The 16,893-nt window shown below is 51.6% G+C and carries 10 protein-coding genes; all 10 read left to right on the plus strand.

Features of this window, described 5'->3' with window-relative positions; all coding sequences use genetic code 11:
- Positions 1 to 45 precede the first annotated feature (45 nt).
- The 10 genes from K0H63_RS08510 to K0H63_RS08555 all read left to right on the plus strand — a co-directional run bounded on the left by K0H63_RS08510 (position 46) and on the right by K0H63_RS08555 (position 16,389).
- The gene (locus tag K0H63_RS08510) at positions 46 to 1,056 is read left to right on the plus strand and encodes a WD40/YVTN/BNR-like repeat-containing protein (RefSeq protein ID WP_220067567.1); all 1,011 of its coding nucleotides are present in this window, start codon (positions 46 to 48) and stop codon (positions 1,054 to 1,056) included.
- Positions 1,057 to 1,093: 37 nt separating this feature from the next.
- Entirely contained in the window at positions 1,094 to 3,400 is a 2,307-nt protein-coding gene (locus K0H63_RS08515; RefSeq protein ID WP_220067568.1) for an efflux RND transporter permease subunit, read from the plus strand.
- A 276-nt stretch (positions 3,401 to 3,676) separates the two neighbouring features.
- On the plus strand, positions 3,677 to 8,518 hold the full coding sequence (locus tag K0H63_RS08520; protein WP_220067569.1) for an NAD-glutamate dehydrogenase: 4,842 nt from the start codon (positions 3,677 to 3,679) through the stop codon (positions 8,516 to 8,518).
- Between the two features lie 139 nt (positions 8,519 to 8,657).
- Entirely contained in the window at positions 8,658 to 9,677 is a 1,020-nt protein-coding gene (gene pyrD / locus K0H63_RS08525) for a quinone-dependent dihydroorotate dehydrogenase (protein ID WP_220067570.1), read from the plus strand.
- A gap of 180 nt (positions 9,678 to 9,857) precedes the next feature.
- Positions 9,858 to 10,391 carry a cell division protein ZapC gene (locus tag K0H63_RS08530; RefSeq protein ID WP_220067571.1) on the plus strand — a complete coding sequence of 178 codons (534 nt, stop codon included), beginning with the start codon at positions 9,858 to 9,860 and terminating at the stop codon, positions 10,389 to 10,391.
- 176 nt (positions 10,392 to 10,567) lie between these two features.
- Positions 10,568 to 10,807: a hypothetical protein gene (locus tag K0H63_RS08535; protein WP_220067572.1), complete on the plus strand. Its 240-nt coding sequence runs from the start codon at positions 10,568 to 10,570 to the stop codon at positions 10,805 to 10,807.
- A 42-nt stretch (positions 10,808 to 10,849) separates the two neighbouring features.
- Positions 10,850 to 11,731 carry a CLCA_X family protein gene (locus K0H63_RS08540; RefSeq protein WP_434086763.1) on the plus strand — a complete coding sequence of 294 codons (882 nt, stop codon included), beginning with the start codon at positions 10,850 to 10,852 and terminating at the stop codon, positions 11,729 to 11,731.
- Positions 11,732 to 11,882: 151 nt separating this feature from the next.
- Complete coding sequence (locus tag K0H63_RS08545; protein ID WP_220067574.1) at positions 11,883 to 15,011, plus strand: DUF3857 domain-containing transglutaminase family protein; 3,129 nt, start codon at positions 11,883 to 11,885, stop codon at positions 15,009 to 15,011.
- Positions 15,008 to 15,697, plus strand: a complete 690-nt coding sequence (locus K0H63_RS08550) for an SDR family oxidoreductase (protein WP_220067575.1) — start codon at positions 15,008 to 15,010, stop codon at positions 15,695 to 15,697. The genes K0H63_RS08545 and K0H63_RS08550 overlap by 4 nt, the downstream gene beginning before the upstream one ends.
- Before the next feature lie 107 nt (positions 15,698 to 15,804).
- Positions 15,805 to 16,389, plus strand: coding sequence for a DsrE family protein (locus tag K0H63_RS08555; RefSeq protein ID WP_258405683.1), 585 nt, complete (start codon positions 15,805 to 15,807; stop codon positions 16,387 to 16,389).
- The last annotated feature ends 504 nt before the right edge of the window (positions 16,390 to 16,893 follow it).

Below are 16,893 nucleotides of genomic sequence, written 5' to 3' on the forward strand. Positions count from 1 at the left end.
CGGGGCGCGTTCTGCGCCCCTAATTTTCAGCATTAGGATGTTTTTATGTTGCTGCGAGCCTTGTTGCCACTCTCTTTACTCTCCCTCGCCGTGATGTCTGCCCAGGCGGCAGACAGTCCGGGGCACCAGCTTCAACCCAATGCGGTCAAGAGTCTGTTACTGGACGTTGTGAATGCCGGTGAATATTTGGTCGCTGTGGGTGAGCGAGGCCATGTTTTGCTGGGAAACGGTAGCTGGCAGCAGGTTGAAACTCCCACGGATGCGCAGCTCACCAAGGCTTTTTTCCTTAACAATCAGTTGGGTTGGGCAGTAGGGCACGATGCTACTATTATTCATACCCAGGATGGCGGAAAGAGCTGGAGCAAACAATTCTCTGCCCCCGAGCGCGAACGCCCCTTTATGGATGTGTTGTTCGTGGATGACAAGCGCGGCTTCGCGGTAGGCGCTTACGGCCTTTTCTTTACCACCTACGATGGCGGAAAGCAGTGGCAGGAAGTTTTCCACCAGGAGCTTCTGTTTGAAGAAGATCTGGCTTATTTGAACGAACTTAAGGACACAGATCCCGAGGCCTATGCCATTGAACGGGCTTCTCTGCTGCCGCATTTTAACCGTTTGCTGCGTCTCGACGACGGCCGCTTGCTGATGGTGGGTGAGCTGGGGCTGGTCGCTGTATCAGACAATAACGGCGACAGCTTTACCCGCCTGCCATTTGACTATGAAGGTTCAATGTTCTCTGCCATTCAGCAGGGAGAACGTGTTTATGTAATGGGCCTCAGAGGCCATGTGTTTGAGGCCGGATTGGCATTGGATGACTGGCAGCAGCTCGAATTACCTGTCGAGTCCAGTATCAATGGCGCCCTTGCGGATGACAAAGGCACGATTTACTTTGTCGGTAACGCAGGTGTCATACTCAGTAAGCCGGAAGGTGAAGAGGTCTCTCTGGTGGCACGTCGTCAGGGGGAGAACCTCGTGGCAGCGGCCAAAGACAGCCGCGGTAAAGTGTGGCTTGTTGGGGCCAAGGGCGTATTTGCGCTCGAAGATGCCCAGAAACATTAATCAATGTGTCTATAACGATAACAACAGGACCTAAGTGATGTTGGAAAAACTGGTCAATGGGTTTGAAAGTTTCCTCTTTCGCCATCGTGGATGGGTAATCAGTATCTTTGTATTACTGACAGCCTTTTTGGGCTATCAGGCAAGCCAGCTGAAGATGGATGCGGCCTTTGTCAAAAACATTCCCCTCAACCACAGTTACATGCAAACCTATCTCAAGCACCAAAAGGATTTTGGCGGTGCCAACTCGATTATGGTGGCCGTTGAGGATACCAGTGGGAATATCTTCAATCCGGTCTTTTTTGATGCACTGAAAAATGTGCACGATCAGCTTTTTTTTATCCCCGGTATCGAACGCTCCCAGGTGAAATCGCTGTTTTCTCCGTCAACCCGTTTTACCGAAGTAGTGGAAGACGGTTTTGCCGGTGGTCCCGTGATCCCGGCGGATTATGTCAACGACGACATGGGTCTCGCGGTGGTGCGCGATAACATTGAGAAGGCGGGTATTGTTGGCCGTCTTATCGCCGAGGATTACAGCGCGGCCATGGTGTCGGCCCAGTTGATGGACTTTGACCCGCAAACCGGTGAGCCGCTGGATACCATTGCCCTTGCAGCCAAGCTGGAAAATGAACTCCGTGGTAAATATGAAACCGACACCATCAAGGTGCACATTATCGGTTTTGCCAAAATGGCAGGTGATGTGGCCGACGGTGCCAAGGGTGTACTGCTGTTCTTTTTGATAGCCATCGCCATTACTGCGGTGATGGTATTCCTGTTTAGCCGCTCTCTGGTACTCACGCTGCTGCCCTTAAGTTGCAGCTTGATAGCCGTGGTGTGGCAGCTGGGACTGTTAACCGTTGTGGGCTTTGGGCTGGATCCCATGTCGATTCTGGTGCCGTTTTTGGTGTTTGCCATCGGTGTCAGCCACGGAGTGCAAATCATTAACGCCGTGCGTCAGCGGGTGCTGGACGGCCAGCAAACCAAGGCCGCCGCCGCATCGGCATTTCGCAGCCTGCTGGTACCGGGCGGTGTGGCGCTGCTCTCTGACACTGTCGGCTTTATTACCCTGCTTGCCATCGATATCGGCATTATCCGTGAGCTGGCCATCTCGGCGTCGCTTGGTGTTGCCGTGATCATTTTCACCAACCTGATTTTGCTGCCAATAGTCATTTCCTTCTTTGATATCAAAACCAAAGAAGATAACGGTCGAGCTGAGCGCAGCAAGGCTTTCTGGCAGCCATTCTCACGTTTTGCCGACATTCGGGTAGCCGCAGTGGTCCTGCTGGTCACTGCTGGTGTTTATGCACTGGGACTGAAGGGTGCCAGTGAGATGAAAATAGGTGATTTGCAGGGCGGGGCGCCGGCGCTCCATGCCGATAGCCGCTACAACCAGGACACCTTTTTCATTACCGACCATTTCAGTATTACCACCGACGTGATGACCATTATCACCGAGGCCTATCCAGAGGCCTGTACCTACCACGATGCCCTGGAGCGCATCGGCGAGTTTGAGTGGCAGGTGGGCAATACGCCGGGGGTGGAGTCCACTGCCAGTCTTGCCTCCATCGCCCGTAAGGTGAATGCCGGTTTCAACGAGGGTAACCCCAAGTGGGAAGTGTTGCCCCGTAACACTTCAAGCCTTGTACAGGCGGTGGGGCAAATCCCAACGACCTCCGGCTTGCTCAATGGCGACTGTTCTGTGATGCCCGTGTATCTGTTCTTAAAAGACCACAAAGCCGAAACTATTGAAGCCGTTGTCGCCAAGGTAAAGGCGGTCTCGGGCGAGCTGAATACCGATAAAATCCAGTTTAAACTGGCATCGGGTCCGGTGGGGGTGATGGCAGCCACCAACGAGGCCGTTGCCGAGGCACAAACGCCCATGATGCTGTATGTCTACGGCGCCGTATTTGTGCTGTGTCTCGCGAGTTTCCGCTCGTTGAGGGCAACTATCGCGGTGATTTTGCCACTGTATGTGGTATCGACTCTCGCACAGGCTCTGATGACCAAGCTGGAGATAGGCCTTGCGGTCAGTACCCTGCCTGTGATTGCGCTCGGTGTGGGTATAGGTGTGGATTATGGCATTTATATTCTGTCGACCATGGCGGTAAAACTGCGTGATGGCATGGCGGTACAGCAGGCTTACCTTGAAGCATTACAGGAGCGGGGCAGTGCGGTCATCTTTACCGGTCTGACCCTGGCCATTGGGGTGAGCACCTGGTTTTTCTCCGCACTTAAGTTCCAGATGGACATGGGAATTTTGCTGACCTTTATGTTCCTGGTAAATATGCTTGGCGCCATAATTATTTTACCGGCGCTGACGGCTGTGTTCTGGCCCAATCGTCGATGAGCATTGAATTCGGGGAGCCTGGCTCCCCGATTGTTTTAAACACTGAACTGCATACTTACTCTGGTTATCTGAATCCTTGTTCTTAACATTCCGTTAAAGTCCCGCCGTTACTGGATTTCCACAGGATCTACCACTAAAATTTTCCTCGAAAATCGCCCGCTTTAGTAATAAACTGCGCGCCATGACCTTGGTCACAAAATTCCGCCCGGGGTCATACGTCGGAAGCATCCATAAAATGAATAAAGCGCTGCCATAGACGCTTAAGGAAACAGCAACATGGCCTTGAAAGATGCAATGCCTTCAGTACTGCTCGAAAACGTAGTCAGTTTGATCCATTCCAAAGTCCCCAATTCACAAGCAAAGCAAGTTGAACAGTTCGCTACCTGCCTCTACGCCCATATGTCGAAGGACGATCTGCAGGCCCGCACCGACAGCGACCTCTACGGTGCCGTATTAAGCCTCTGGAACGCCCTTGGCAAGACCCCGGTCGGTGAGACCCACGTTCGCGTATTCAATCCAACCCAGTCCAAGCACGGTTGGCAGTCTTCTCACACCATCATCGAAGTGATCCAGCCCGATATGCCATTTTTGACCGATTCACTCGGTATGGCGTTGAACCGTCTGGGTGTGACTACCCATATGATGCTGCATACACCGCTGGCCATTGGCCGCAGCGATAAGGGCATCGACAGTGTGGGTTTTGTGAAAGACAGCCCGGAGAGTGCCGACAAGGTTGCCGTATTCCTGATTGAAATTGACCGTCAGAGCTCAGAGGCCGACTTGAAAAACCTGCTGGGTGAAGTTCAGTCGGTGCTGACTGACGTACACGCAGCCGTGAAAGATTGGCAGGCCATGTCAGACAAGCTGACCGCCACCATTGCTGAGCTGCCAAAGCAACCTTTCCCCGGTACCAAGGAAGAACTGGACGAAGCGGTTGCCTTCCTCACTTACCTGAATAACCACCATTTCACCCTGCTGGGTTACCGCCAGTACGACCTTAAGCGTGTAGAAGGTGATATGGAGCTGGTGCCAAACCTGGAGTCAGGTCTGGGCCTGATGAATAAGCCAGGTAAGCACAAGCCCGATGCGCTGATGCTGTCCACTCTGTCAAACTCAGCCCGTAAAGAAGCGCTGGATGAGTCCCTGCTCATCCTGACCAAGAGCAGCACCAAGAGCCGTGTACACCGTCCGGCCTATGTTGATTACATTGGTATCAAGCGTTTCGACAAAAAAGGCAACGTGGTTGGCGAAGACAGATTCATCGGTCTGTACGCATCGAACCTGTATAACCGCAGCCCACGTGAAATCCCACTGCTGGCCCAAAAGGTACAGCGCGTGCTGGATAATTCAGGTCTGGTGCCTCGCTCACACGACTACAAGGCGCTGGTGAACATCCTCGAAAACCTGCCCCGTGACGAGATTATTCAGGCCAACGAGCAGGAGCTGTCTCAGGTGGCCCATGGTGTGCTTGAGATGCAGGATCGCGATAAGCTGAAACTCTTTGTCCGTAAAGACGGTTTCGGTCGCTTCCTGTCTTGTCTGGTGTATGTATCAAAAGACAGATACAACACCAAGCTGCGTCAGGACACGCAGCGTATTCTGGCGCAACACTTCCAAAGTAAAGAAGAGGTGGAATTTACCACCTACTTCTCTGAGTCAACGCTCGCCAGAACCCACTACATAGTAAAAGTCGATAACAATAATATGGATGTAGATGTGGCCGCCATTGAAAACAACCTGATTGAAGCCGCCCGCAGCTGGGAAGACAAGCTGTACAACTCACTGAACCATGCCATGGGTGAAGAGCAGGGTAACCGTCTGTCCAAGCGTTACCTGACTGCGTTCTCACGCTCATATAAAGAAGACGTGCTGCCAAACGCCGCCGTGGTGGATATCCAGCAGCTCGAAGCCCTGGATGAAGAGCACAAGCTTGGCATGCTGTTCTATCAACCACAGGAAGCTGCGCTAAACAGCAACAAGGTGCGCCTGAAGCTGTTCCACAAGGATGAGCCCATCCACCTGTCTGATGTGCTGCCAATGCTGGAAAACTTCGGCCTGCGCGTGATTAATGAACGCCCATACGAAGTGAAGACCCCGGACGGTGCCACTTTCTGGATCCTCGACTTCCTGATGATGGTCACCGGTGGCAATACCGAAAACCTCGCCGACAGTCAGGACCGATTCCAGACGGCTCTGTCTCAGGTGTGGAACAAGAAACTGGAAGACGATGGCTTTAACCGCCTGGTGCTGTCCACCGGTCTGGCTGGCCGTGAAGTGTCTATCCTGCGTGCCTATGCCAAGTACATGCGCCAGATTGACGCCACCTTCAGTCAGGCCTATATCGAGCAAACCTTTGCCCGTTATCCAGAGATTGCCGATTTGCTGGTGAAGATGTTCATCCGCAAGTTCAATCCAAAACTCAAGACCCGCACCCTGACCAAGTTCAAGGAACAACTGAACCTGCGTCTGGAAGATGTGGCAAGCCTGGACGATGACCGTATTATCCGCCGTTACCTGGATCTGATTAACGCCACAGTGCGGACCAACTTCTATCAGACCAAGGCCGATGGTGAGAATAAGGACTATGTGTCCTTCAAGTTCATCCCCAAGATGATCCCCGAGATGCCAAAGCCGCTGCCGGCGTTTGAAATCTTCGTGTACAGCCCACGGGTGGAAGGTGTTCACCTGCGTGGCGGCAAAGTTGCCCGTGGTGGTCTTCGCTGGTCAGACAGACGTGAAGACTTCCGTACTGAAGTATTGGGTCTGGTAAAAGCTCAAAACGTGAAAAACACGGTAATCGTACCTGTGGGTGCGAAGGGTGGTTTCGTTTGTAAACAGTCGCCGGTTGACGGTGGCCGTGAAGCCATCTTCACCGAAGGTCAGGAATGTTACCGCATCTTTATCCGCGGTCTGCTGGATGTGACTGACAATATCATCAACGGTGAAATTGTTCCGCCGGCTGATGTGGTACGCCACGATGAAGACGATGCCTACCTGGTAGTGGCTGCCGACAAGGGTACTGCCACCTTCTCTGACATCGCCAACGCCATCTCCATCGAGTACAACCACTGGTTGGGTGATGCCTTTGCCTCAGGCGGTTCAAACGGTTACGACCACAAGAAGATGGGTATCACCGCCAAGGGTGGCTGGGAATCTGTTAAGCGTCACTTCCGTGAAATCGGTATTGATTGCCAGACCACCGACTTTACCTGTTTGGGTATTGGTGACATGGCCGGTGACGTATTCGGTAACGGCATGCTGTTGTCTGAGCACACCTGTCTGGTGGCTGCATTTAACCACATGCACATCTTTATCGACCCGACTCCGGACGCTGCTGCCTCTTTCAAAGAGCGTGAGCGCCTGTTCAACCTGCCGCGTTCCAGCTGGGAAGACTATAACCGTGAGCTCATCTCCAAGGGTGGCGGTATCTTCCTGCGCAGCGCCAAGTCCATCACTCTGAGCCCTGAAATGAAGCAGATGCTGGGGACAGACAAGGCCTCCATGAACCCAACTGAGCTGCTTAAAGAGCTGCTCAAGATGGAAGTGGACCTGATTTGGAACGGCGGTATCGGTACCTACGTCAAGTCTTCCCGCGAGACTAATGCTGAAGTGGGCGATCGCGCCAACGACGGTCTGCGTGTAAACGGTCGTGATGTACGCGCCAAAATCATCGGTGAAGGCGGTAACCTGGGTTGTACCCAGCTTGGTCGTATCGAATACGCCATGAACGGTGGCCGCATGAACACCGACTTCGTGGATAACGTAGGCGGCGTGGACTGTTCTGACAACGAAGTCAACATCAAGATTTTGCTCAATGCCATGGTGGCGGAAGGCGAAATGACCCTCAAGCAGCGTAACCGTTTGCTGGAGGAGATGACTGACGAAGTGAGCGAAATCGTTCTGCAGGACTGTAAAGACCAAACCCGTACCATTTCTGTGACTCAGGTTCGTGGTGCCGAGCAGCTCAAAGAGCAAATTCGCTTCATCCATTATCTTGAGAAAGAAGGCAAGCTCGATCGCGCGCTGGAATTCCTGCCAACCGACGATGAACTGGCTGAGCGTTTGGCCGCGGGCAAGCCACTGACCCGCCCAGAGCTGTCAGTCCTGGTTGCCTATGCCAAGATGGTGCTCAAGGAGCAGCTGCTCAAACCGGAAATCACCGAAGACAGCTTCCTGTCCAAACTGCTGGTGAGCTACTTCCCGCAGAAACTGCAGGAACTGTATGCAGACAAGATGAATACTCACCCGCTGCGTGGTGAAATCATCGCGACGTCACTGGCCAACGAGCTGGTGAACGACATGGGTCTTAACTTCGTGCAGCGTATGCAGGATGAGACTGGTGCCACAGTGGCCGAAGTTGCCATTTGCTACACTATGGCCCGCGAAGTCTTTGGTTTGGCAGAGCTTACCAAGGCCATTACCTCTCAAAACGTGGTAGTGCCTGCGGTAGTGCAAATGGAAATGCTGCATCAGCTGCGTCGTAACGTTCGCCGTGCCTGTCGTTGGTTCCTGCGTCATCGCAACCGTACCGTAGGCATCGAGCAAACCGTTGCCTTCTACAAACCGGTATTCGAAGAGCTCAAGGCCAATGTGAACCAATACATGGTTGCCGAAGAGGTTGAAGCCATCAATGCTGAAATCCATGCCCTTGAAAAAGAGCAGGTATCCAGCGAAGTGGCCAACGTTATTGCCAACATGAGCACGCTGTTCTCGGCACTGGATATTGCCCAGATTGCCCAGAACGAGAATAAGCCGGTAGCACTTGTGGCAGAGACTTACTTCAAGTTGGGTGCCAAGGTAGAACTGCACTGGTTCCTCGAGCAGATCAGCGCGCAGCCTGTGGCCAACCACTGGCAGGCTCTGGCCCGGGCCGCCTTCCGTGAAGAACTGGATTGGCAGCAACGTGCCCTGAGCTCGGCTGTACTGCGCACATGCACTGACACTTGCAGCGCCGATGCCATTATCGAAGGCTGGATTGAAGCGAACCGAGTATTGCTGGAGCGTTGGTTCCACATGCTGGCGGACTTCAAGACAACGCAAAGCCATGAATTTGCCAAGTTCTCGGTGGCACTGCGTGAGCTGAACCTGTTGATCCTCCATTGCGAAGGTCACAGCTAAACGCTGAACGCCTCATCAAGCCCTGGCAAACGCCGGGGCTTTTTTTGGCCAAAAACACGGTGCTGCTGTACACTGTGCGCCTTACCCTGCAGGCAGCCTGGCCTTAGAACAATCAAACATTAAAATCCAAGGAGATCCAATGTTTTACAAAATCGCGCAGTCTATCATGTTCCAAATGGATCCTGAGCGAGCCCACAACCTGGCCATTGGCAGCCTCAAGCGAACCGCTAACACACCTATGACGGCGTTTTATGCCCAGTGCATTGCACATAAACCTGTGACTTGCATGGGGATCACCTTTCCAAATCCTGTTGGGCTTGCTGCAGGTCTGGATAAAGATGGTGAGGCCATTGATGCCTTCCACGCCATGGGTTTTGGACATGTGGAAGTAGGGACAGTGACACCTCGTCCACAGCCTGGCAACGATCTGCCGCGTTTGTTCCGGTTAAAACCGGCCAAGGGCATCATCAACCGCATGGGCTTTAACAATAAGGGCGTGGACAATCTGGTCGCGAACCTTAAAGCCAAGAAAACCGATATTCTGGTGGGTGTGAATATTGGGAAAAACAAAGATACGCCGGTGGAAGAAGGTAAAAACGATTATCTTATCTGTATGGATAAGGTGTATCCCCATGCGGCCTATATTGCCGTGAATATATCCTCTCCCAACACGCCGGGTTTGCGTACACTGCAGTATGGCGATCTATTGGATGATCTCCTGTCGTCACTGAAAGCCAAGCAAACTGAGCTGGCTCAGTTGCATGGCAAATATGTGCCCATTGCACTTAAAATTGCCCCGGATCTGACCGATGAAGAAATTGCCAGCATTGCGGAGTCCTTAATTAAAAACAAATTTGATGCGGCAATTGCCACCAATACAACCTTGAGCCGTGATGGTGTTTCTGGATTGGCCAATGCAAATGAAACCGGCGGCCTATCCGGTAAGCCATTAACCGAATTATCGACCAAGGTGATCAAAAAATTAGCCACTGAATTAAAAGGTGAGATCCCAATTATTGGTGTGGGCGGGATCAATTCATCCCAGGATGCACTGGCTAAATTTGATGCAGGTGCCACACTTGTTCAAATATATTCAGGCTTTATCTATCAGGGGCCAAAGTTAATAAAAGACATAGTGGCTTCTTATAGCGCAAAATAACAACAAAAGGATCGTGAAAGCGATCCTTTTTTCTTTTAATAGATCTAAAGCGATCGATAATTGATCTGAGTGATCTAACTAACGTGTTGTTAAGTAAGTCATATCAATAAAAAAAGTTTTTGATATTGCGTAAATAATCATCTATGATGCGCTTGATAAACTTATTTACAGGTATACGTTATGTTATTAATGCCACATACGGATTGGCAATGGAGATATAACGATGCTTACGGTGTTTTAAGCGTTTCGTTAGGTTCGGAAATGGAATTTCTGACTCCTTACAAAGCCAAGCTCCTTATTCCGGACGCATTGGGAAATATGGAATTTAGCGTTGAACACGCCAAGTTCTATATTGACCTGCTCGACCGTGTGCAAAAGCGCCTGAAAATAACTGATGCTGCTGCAGTGCAAATAACGCTCAATGCCACTGCCGCACATTTTATGCTCAAGCCGCAAATGCCCAAATCCTGGTTTTTTGAAGCCAGTGATGTATGCGTATACGCGGACATGGGTAAGATCTTTGAATTAAGATGTGCCGGTGAACGCCATTTAGTGATGGTGGTTGAAAATGGCCTGCAGGCCGCATTGGTGATGCTGCTGGGTAAAGAGTGCGATTTGGGGGATGGTAAACGTCTTGGCCAATTCGACACCATAAAAGTGATGCACAATCGCTTGCATGAACCAAGAATTAATCGGCAAACCGTCGCGGCGTAATAGTGCGGTTAAAAGCCAGCCGCGCAAATCTGTATCGACACATCCAAATCGATAAAGGACGCCATGGGCGTCCTTTTTCATGTCAGCTTATTCCATATTTAAATCACATGACCTTTGTCACTGGTATCCTTAAGTTGCTATCGCCATAATAGGGCAAATGCATCAAGGAGAATCCTATGTCTATTCCTATGCTGGCGTTATTTATCCCGATATTGGCCATTACCTGCGGATTTGTTCTGCAATTTATGCGGTTGCGGGAAAGGCAGCAGCTCTTGGGCAGCGAACACAAGGCCGAACTTGCCATACTTCACGGTGAAATCAATCAGCTTAAAAGCCGGATTGAAGTGCTGGAGCAGTTGGTAACAGATGAGGGGTTTGATCTTGGCCGCGAAATTAACCGTATGAAAGGCAAATAGTATTCAACTCAGTATCCAGGACCGCTAATGCAGCTTAAGCGAATGGGGCATGCCCAGACGAAAACTCGTCAGGGGCCGGACCACCGCGACGGTGAGCAAGTCACTTTCCTTGATGTTAAGCAGTTTTTCGGCTTGGGTCATGTTAGGGTCGGCAGTTGGGTTTCGTCGGAAGAGTCACTGATTGCTGCCAATATGGTGTTTGATGCCCTGGCCGATCTGGCGCAGGTGCTGGGATTGCCCCCGGCAGCCATGGGACTCAGGGAGAGGTTGAATCTTGCGTTTGGTCATGGTGGTCAGCAGGGGGTAATGGCCCATTATTCGCCCTCGGAGCGCACTCTGGCACTTGCCAAACACGCAGGTGCCGGCGCTGTTGCCCACGAATTCTGGCATGCCTTTGACCATCATTTATCCGACACGGCCATGGACGTTGGTCGCAATCAAAAGGCACGTTTTGCCAGTGAGCTTTGGCTTAAGGATGTACCGCTCCTTTGCCACCCGCTGAATGACAGATTGGAGACCCTGTTCCAGTGTGTCCTCCTCAGTGGCGATGGTGAGCGGCCGAGCGACTATGTACGCCAGGCCATTCAATTGGATAAAAACTATGGCCGCCTCTATTTTGCCCATCCGTCAGAATTAATGGCGCGTGCCTTTGAGGGGACCATCGAGTCTGAGGGCTACTTTGAGCAGGTAGATACCGACAGCGGTGAAATTCATCTTCTGCCCCTGATTAATCCTTATCTGGTCACCGGAACCCTTGAGGACATTCACACCGAAAGTAAGAGGGCATTTTCCACCAAATTTGGCACCTGGGGCGCTATGCCGCAGGGAGCTTTTCCCACGCCAATACACAGGCAAGCTATTATGAAGGCGATGGCGGGCTACTTCCGGCCGCTGGGCCGGGCCCTTGCCAAAAAGCTCCTCTGAACCGCGCTAAGATGAGGGTTATATAAAGCCCTCTGAAAAGGACTTTGACAGCCATTATCAAAGCCGTGTTAAAGTGCGCTGTGATAAGCCAAGCCACCGCCGATAGTGGCAAGGTTTTCTCAAAAATAATAAAAGACAAAGGATTGCGCTAATGTCACTCCCCATTTTCATGACGCTATGCCCACAGTTGGCATCAGTGAAGCGTCAGCTCAACATCATTTTATTGCCAGGCATCCTTTGCCTGATTGCGCTGCAAAGTTGTTTTGCCGGCGCCATACAGGCAGAGGAAATCCGTCCGTCACTGGCGCGGATAAGTCTCGACAGCGAATGGCGCAGCGGCGCCTATCAAAGCCAGGGCGTGGATTATGCGCCCGCCGCATCCTGGGTTGATCCCCTGGAGCTGATGGTTCCTGCGGCCCTGCCTGACGACCAAATCCGTGACGGCCTCTATAATCTGGTGGTCGATAACCAATACAAGGTGGATGCCGCCGGTAAGAAAGTGCAGTTCAGCCATTATGCCGACATGGTGACTGCGCCCAAGGGACTCGAGTCAGTATCGCAAATTCAGATTGAATTTGACCCCAACTATCAGCAGCTACAACTGCACTCTATCTGGGTACACAGGGCTGGTGAGCTTATCGATAAGACTCTGGATGCCGACTTTCAGCTTGCCCAAAGTCAAAATGCAGACGATCTGATGTACGACGGCAGTATGGTTGCGACCTGGGTTCTTAAAGACATTCGGGTCGGCGACATACTGGAATACAGCTACAGTCGGCACGGTAGCAACCCCGTGTTTGAAGGGCGCTTTTTTGGTGCCCGCAATTTACAATGGAGTGTACCTGTTGCCCGCCAGCAACTGCGCATATTGTGGGGCAAACCTAAGCCGCTGAACATTAAGGTAGAAAACAGCGAACTGCAGTTTTCAAGTACGCGGCTTGGCACTCAGACAGACTACCGCTTACAAGTGGAGCACATGCCGACCATCACAAGGTCGAGTGATGCCGCCCCCTGGTATAACCCCTTCGCCAAAGCCTATTTTTCTGAAACGGATTCCTGGGAACAGGTGGTTGACTGGGCCTTGCCTCTTTTTAGTCGTCAGCAGCGAGTAAATGAAGACATAGTGCATCTGGCCGGGGAGATAGCGGCCAAGCACGACTCGAAAGCAGAGCAACTGGTCGCTGCGCTGTCCCTGGTGCAAGAAAATGTGCGCTATCTGGGACTGGAGATGGGTAGCAACAGCCACTTCCCTTCGGCCGCCGGTGACACCCTCAGCCGCCGTTATGGCGATTGTAAAGATAAGGCAGTGCTGCTGGTCACTCTGCTTGGAGAGCTCGGTGTTGAGGCATCTCCTGCGCTGGTGAATACCGACACAGGCAAAATGTTGCCTGCCATGTTGCCATCAGCAGACCGCTTTAACCACGCCATAGTGCGTGCCAATCTCAATGGCAATACCTATTGGCTGGATCCGACATTGATGGATCAGGGCGATGCGCTGGAACATTTATATCAGCCGGATTATGGTTTTGCTCTGGTGCTGAGCGAAGACAGCCAGGAGCTGGTTTCCATGGCGTCTGCCGCCAGTGGCAGCCGCATCCGTTTTACTGAGGAGTACGATTTTTCTGAAGGCATAAGCGGGGTGGGGAAGGCCAACATCAGTACCTTGTATCAGGGGGACGAAGCGCGGCGGATGCGTGGTCGCATTGCTTCAGACGGATTAAAGGCACTGACTGAACAATATGCGGGGTACTATGGCAAGCAATTTAAGGGACTCGAAGCGGCAAAGCCCCTAGAGGTGGTGGACGACAAGACCACCGGCGAGGTGCGTCTTGAGGAGGCCTACCATTTGCCTGCACCCTGGCAGGCCGATGACGATGGCGGCTATACGGCCTATGTGTATGAATCGCAAATCTCACCCTATCTGACCTTACCTCAGGGACATGGAGACCGGGCGTTGGCCCTGAAACATCCGCTGCAAATTGAAGGGACAATCCGGCTAAAGTTTCGGGCCAATGAATGGCAGTTTGATGCTGCGGTGAGGGAAGAGACGAATCCCTTCTTTGACTACCACTACAGTGTGGCCTTTGATAAAAATGCCAACCTTCTGACCCTGGGCTATCGCTATCAAAGCAAAACAGACCGGGTACCTGCCGACAAAGTTGATGAGTATATTGCTGCCCTGAAAAAAGTCGCCGATACCGACAGTTACGGCATCATCGATTATAACAGCGAAGCAAATGATTCGGCGACTCAGGAAACTGATGCAACCGATGCCGATGTGAATATGGCGGCGATTTTCCTGGGTGCGGGCTTTGTGGTGCTCTGTGCCATCGGTTTTGCCATGGCGAGTTGGCTGATTGACGATGGCCATAAAGAAAGCAGTCGTTACTATCCGGTATCGCCACTCAAAGCCCTGCTGCTGTCGCTGCTTACCTTTGGCCTGTATCCCTGCTATTGGGCCTACAAAAACTGGGAATATGTGCAGAAACAGCTTGAGCCGGGGATCTGGCCCATGGCAAGGGCTATCTTTGCGCCACTTTGGTATTACCACCTGTACCTGTCGTTGGCGAATAACGGTGATGAAGATAAACGACGCTGGCTCATTCCTGGCTGGTTAGCGGCGCTTTTGATGGTGCTTTATATTGGTGTTTCTGCGACCAAAAAGCTTCATGGCATGACAGTGCTGGCACTGCTGGTTCCGGCACTGGTCATTTTACCGCTGGTAACTTATATCAATCGGCTCAACGGCCATAACGAGGCCTATGTTTACAATAGTCGCTGGCGCTGGCGCCATTGGCTGCTAATGGTGGCAACTCTGCCCGTTTTGCTGTTCGTGTTGGCACAGGATGCAGGGTTTACCGCCTCTGACAGGGTTATTGCAGGCAGCGATTTATGGCAGCGCGATATCAAATTTATGAAGCGCAAAGCCATCATCGCCGCCAACGAAAACCCGGTTCTCTTCTATTCAGATGACTGGCTCAGTAACCAGAGTGATGGTAATGGCTTTACCGATGCCCGGATATTCTCTTACTGGCTTGAAGACGGCGTGTTTTATCAGGAAACAGCGCCATTTGACGCGGTAAAAAATATCGAAGTGAGTTTCGCCAAAGGTGATGAATTAACGACTACCATCACAGTATACCGGGATGACGGCAGTCACTTTTTGCTGTTTGCGGCCAAGGAGGCCAGAAAGGATAGGCAGTTTGTACGTGAACTTCTGGAACGTTGGCGCAGGATAAGGCCCCAGAGTTCAGATAACCACGGAGAGCAGGAACAATGACTCAGGTCGTCATCACAGGGGCAAATCGCGGCATTGGGCTTGCGCTGACCCAACTCTATTTGGATGCAGGCTGTGATGTGGCGGCATGCTGTCGACACCCGGATGAAGCCGCGGCGCTTCATACCTTGCTGGCAACCTATGAAGGATTGGAGCTGTTTGAGCTCGACATCGCTTCTATTGATGCGATTGTATCCTTCGGCGAGGCGCTGGCAGGTCGTCCCATCCACCGATTAATCAATAATGCCGGTTATTATGGCCCAAGAGGAGTCAGCCTCGGTAATACACCGGAGGATGAATGGCAGGCGATGTATTCCATAAACTGCATCGGACCGCTCAAGTTGGTTGAATCCTTAACCGAGGGGTTATGCCAAGGGCAGGGTATTATCGCCAATCTGAGTTCAAAAATGGGCAGTATGGCAGACAACAGCAGTGGCGGCGCTTATCTGTATCGCTCGGTCAAAGCCGCCCAAAACGCCGTCACCAAGTCACTTGCCATTGATTTGGCGCCTTACGGTGTAAAAGCGGTGGCCTTGCACCCTGGATGGGTCAAAACCGCCATGGGTGGGCCAAATGCCCTGATTGATACCCACACCTCTGCGGCGGGCTTATACAGGGTGATTGAAGGGTTGACCTCTGCCCAAAGCGGTGGATTTTTTGATTATCAGGGAAACATTATTCCGTGGTAATCAGTCCATCTCATTGATGTTAATCATGTTCTAAACTTGAGTCCTCCCTTCGCCTGTGTCAGACTCAAGTTTGATTCACAAATGCATAACATGAATAGGGAGGCAACATGACGCCTGTGTCTAAGGTGATGACGGGATCATCATGGATAACATCACTTACGCTCGCCGCAGTATTGGGGATCGCTTTGCCGAGTGCCAGTGCCAGTGCCAATGCCAATGAATTTCGCAGTGGCCCGGTTATTCAAGGCTACGGCGAGGTGGCCAACCGGGTTAAGCAAACCTACCCTATACCCAAGGATCAACATTTTAAAGTGGTCTTTGACCTGGCGGCTCAAAGTGAAGAGGGCAAGATAAACCGTACCATTGATAGCCTGGCACGTTTTATCAACATGCATGCTGCAGCAGGGGTTGATCCCAACAATATTCAGCTCGCTCTTGTGGTCCATGGCAAGGCGGTTTTCGACGTCCTCTCTGACGATGCACATTTCAAAAAGCTTGCCCGGGGCAATGCCCAGGCAAAGCTGCTCAAGGCGCTTATGGATAACGGTGTTCGGGTTATGGTTTGTGGGCAAACCGCTGCCTATTTGGGCGTAGACAACAACATGCTGCTCCCAGGGGTTGAAATGTCCCTGTCTGCCATGTCGGCCCATGCAATACTCGCGCAGCAGGGGTATAGTCAGAATCCATTCTGAGGATTGACCAAAATAAAACACCGGCTTTTGCCGGTGTTTTATTTTGTCGCAATGATAAAAACGGCTTATACGGGATCGTCTAAGGCATCAAAAAAGGAATAGCAACGCTTTGTTAGCGGGTAACAATAGGAAACAGCACTGAATTTTAGGCGTTTTCAATGAGGTTAATCGTTGGAGGGCAGATTAGTCGATTGAGTTTAATGGGAGAAAAAGAAGGTATATAAACATTGATTGTGGGCGCCAGATTAGTACTGGGCGCATCCGCCGACGACCTTCGACTCTTTTTAGAGAGTGAGCCTGACGAGCTAACATCTTGCATCCGATTCGGTGCAATCAGTTTTGATTTGTCGTTGAGGAAATTGGTTGCGGGAGCCGGATCAGTACTTAGCGGCATCCGCCGACGACCTTCGATGCTTTTATTAAGTGTGAGCCTGACGAGCTGTCATGCTGGTTTGTCTGGCGTACTAAGCGAAGGGAAATTGGAATTGAGTATTAACTGAGAAA

The organism is Shewanella zhangzhouensis (genome assembly GCF_019457615.1).
GTDB classification, from domain to species: domain Bacteria; phylum Pseudomonadota; class Gammaproteobacteria; order Enterobacterales; family Shewanellaceae; genus Shewanella; species Shewanella zhangzhouensis.

Coding starts and splice junctions, on each gene's coding strand:
- K0H63_RS08510 (WP_220067567.1), top strand. CDS start 46: ATGTTGCTGCGAGCCTTGTTGCCACTCTCTTTACTCTCCCTCGCCGTG.
- K0H63_RS08515 (WP_220067568.1), top strand. CDS start 1,094: ATGTTGGAAAAACTGGTCAATGGGTTTGAAAGTTTCCTCTTTCGCCAT.
- K0H63_RS08520 (WP_220067569.1), top strand. CDS start 3,677: ATGGCCTTGAAAGATGCAATGCCTTCAGTACTGCTCGAAAACGTAGTC.
- pyrD (WP_220067570.1), top strand. CDS start 8,658: ATGTTTTACAAAATCGCGCAGTCTATCATGTTCCAAATGGATCCTGAG.
- K0H63_RS08530 (WP_220067571.1), top strand. CDS start 9,858: ATGTTATTAATGCCACATACGGATTGGCAATGGAGATATAACGATGCT.
- K0H63_RS08535 (WP_220067572.1), top strand. CDS start 10,568: ATGTCTATTCCTATGCTGGCGTTATTTATCCCGATATTGGCCATTACC.
- K0H63_RS08540 (WP_434086763.1), top strand. CDS start 10,850: ATGGGGCATGCCCAGACGAAAACTCGTCAGGGGCCGGACCACCGCGAC.
- K0H63_RS08545 (WP_220067574.1), top strand. CDS start 11,883: ATGTCACTCCCCATTTTCATGACGCTATGCCCACAGTTGGCATCAGTG.
- K0H63_RS08550 (WP_220067575.1), top strand. CDS start 15,008: ATGACTCAGGTCGTCATCACAGGGGCAAATCGCGGCATTGGGCTTGCG.
- K0H63_RS08555 (WP_258405683.1), top strand. CDS start 15,805: ATGACGCCTGTGTCTAAGGTGATGACGGGATCATCATGGATAACATCA.